The organism is Micromonospora foliorum (assembly GCF_022229015.1).
Taxonomy (GTDB): domain Bacteria; phylum Actinomycetota; class Actinomycetes; order Mycobacteriales; family Micromonosporaceae; genus Micromonospora; species Micromonospora foliorum.
This window is the reverse complement of sequence record NZ_JAKKFF010000518.1, coordinates 1-2,104: the sequence shown is the minus strand read 5'-3', so window position 1 is coordinate 2,104 and position 2,104 is coordinate 1. Positions and strand designations below refer to the sequence as shown.

1 protein-coding gene and 1 pseudogene are annotated in these 2,104 nt (G+C 72.8%); both read right to left on the bottom strand.

Translation table 11 applies throughout. From position 1 onward, the window contains the following. Positions 1–256: pseudogene (locus PSH25_RS29145) on the bottom strand (Mur ligase domain-containing protein); the annotation flags it as partial. A 52-nt stretch (positions 257–308) separates the two neighbouring features. After that, positions 309–2,104: peptidoglycan D,D-transpeptidase FtsI family protein (locus PSH25_RS29140; protein ID WP_238662071.1), on the bottom strand; the 1,796-nt coding region annotated here is incomplete at its 5' end.

The following is a 2,104-nucleotide window of genomic DNA, read 5'->3' as shown; positions in this document are numbered from 1 at the left end:
CGCCCGCCTCGGCGGCGCCGGCGGCGAACTCCGCGCCGTGCCGACGGGCACCGGGCAGCGCCGCGTACAGGTCGCCGGGGCGAACCTCCTGGCTGGCGTGGGTGACCCCGCTGACGACCACCGCGGCGGCGTCGGCCGGAAGGTCGACGGTGAGCCGGACGGCGAGATCACCGAGCCGGACTCCGGTCACGGTACGTGGACGTGGATTGCCGGGCACGGCGTCAGACCCTACCCGGTCGTCCGGTTCCGGCCGCACAGCCGCCCCGGTGGTTCGTCGGCACTCACCGATGATGTCCCGCCGTTGCTGCTCAGCGCGGATAGACCACGAACTTGGGCGCGGATCCGCCGGCGGACGGTGGTACCCGGTAGTGACGCAGAGTGAACTGCATCATGTCCCGGAACGCCGGCCCGGCGATCGCCGCGCCCCCGCCGTTGGGCGCGTACGCGAAGACGGCGATCACGTAGCGGGGGTTCTCGGCGGGGGCCATCCCGATGAACGAGGACACCTCGCCGGGTTGCTTCTTGCCGTTCACCAGCCGCCACCCGGTGCCGGTCTTGCCGGCGACCCGGTAACCGGGAACCGCGGCGGCCTCGCCCGTGGCGCCGTCGACAGTGGTGACCGCCTCCAGCATGGTGCGCAGGGCCGCCGCGTTCTGCGGGCTGAGCACCGACCGGGTCACCGGGGCCGGCGCGGGCGTGCGCTTGCCGTCCGACCCGATCACCTCCTTGACCAGGTGCGGCTGCACGTACGTGCCGTTGTTGGCGATGGCGGCGTACGCGGCGGCCATCTGCAGTGGGGTCGCGTCGACGCTGTGCCCGATCGGCACCGACCCGGCCGACGACCCGCTCCACTCGTCGGCCGGCAGCAGTCGTCCGCTGGCCTCCCCGGGCATCCCCTCGCCGGTGGGCTTACCCAGCCCGAACCGCTTCTGGTAGTCGATCAGCCGGTCCGGACCGAGCTGGTCGGCGATGGTGATGGTGCCGACGTTGGACGAGAAGGCGAGCATCCCCGGCACGCTCATCCGCCTGCCGTTGGCGGGGTGCGTGTCGGAGAACCAGGTGTCGCCCTTCTTGATGCTGTTGGCGATCGGCAACGTGGTGTCCGGCGTGATCACCCCCTCCTGCAACGCCGCGCCGTAGGTGATCGCCTTGTGCACCGAGCCGGGGTCGACCACGAAGCTGGTCGCGGCGTCCTCCCGGGCGACCGGGTCACTGGGCGTCGGCTTCGCCGCGTCGTACGTCGGGTTGCTGGCCTGGGCCAGCACCGCGCCGGAGGGAATCTCGATGATCACGGCCGCGCCGGTGCCGCCCGGCTGCTGGGCCATGCCCGCGCTGAGGATCTGCTGCGTCCGGAACTGCAGGTCGCGGTTGATGGTGAGGGCGAGCGAGCTGCCCGGCTTGGCGGGAGTGGTCCGGCTGTAGCCGCCCGGAATCGGCGCGGCGAGGTCACCGAGGCCGGCCTCGTACACCCGCTTGCCGTCCTGACCGGCGAGCACGTCGTCGTAGCGGGCCTCCAGCCCCTCCAACCCGACCATGTCCTGGCTGGTGAAGCCGATCAGGTTGGCCGCCAGGTCACCGCCGGGCACCTCACGGCGCTCGTCGCGGTGCACCCCGACGCCGAGGAGGTCCAGCGCCTGCACCCGCTTGGCGGTGGAGATCTCCACCCCCCGCGCCAGGTACACGAACCGGGACTCCTTGCCGTCCTCCAGCTTGCGGGGCTTCATCAGCTCGACGAGTTTCGACGCCGGGATGCCGAGCAGCGGGGAGAGCGCCTTGGCGACGCCGGGCGGGTCCTTCACCTCGGTCGGGTCGGCGTACACGTACCGCGCCTCGACACTGCGCGCCAGCGGCGCGCCGGTGCTGTCGTAGATCCCGCCTCGCGGCGCCGGCAGCTCGACCGTGCGGAGTCGGTCGGCGGTTCCACCCCCGGCGTACGCCGGGGCGTCGACCGTCTGGAGGAAGATCAACCGGATCCCGATGGTGGCGAAGAGCGTCAGGGCGAGCACGGTGCCCAGCCGCAGCCGCAGCCGCGAGTCGGCCAGCTTCGGTGGGCGTCGCGGCTTGCGGGACGGCCGCCGGGCGGCCGGCCGGTCGGTGCGCCGCG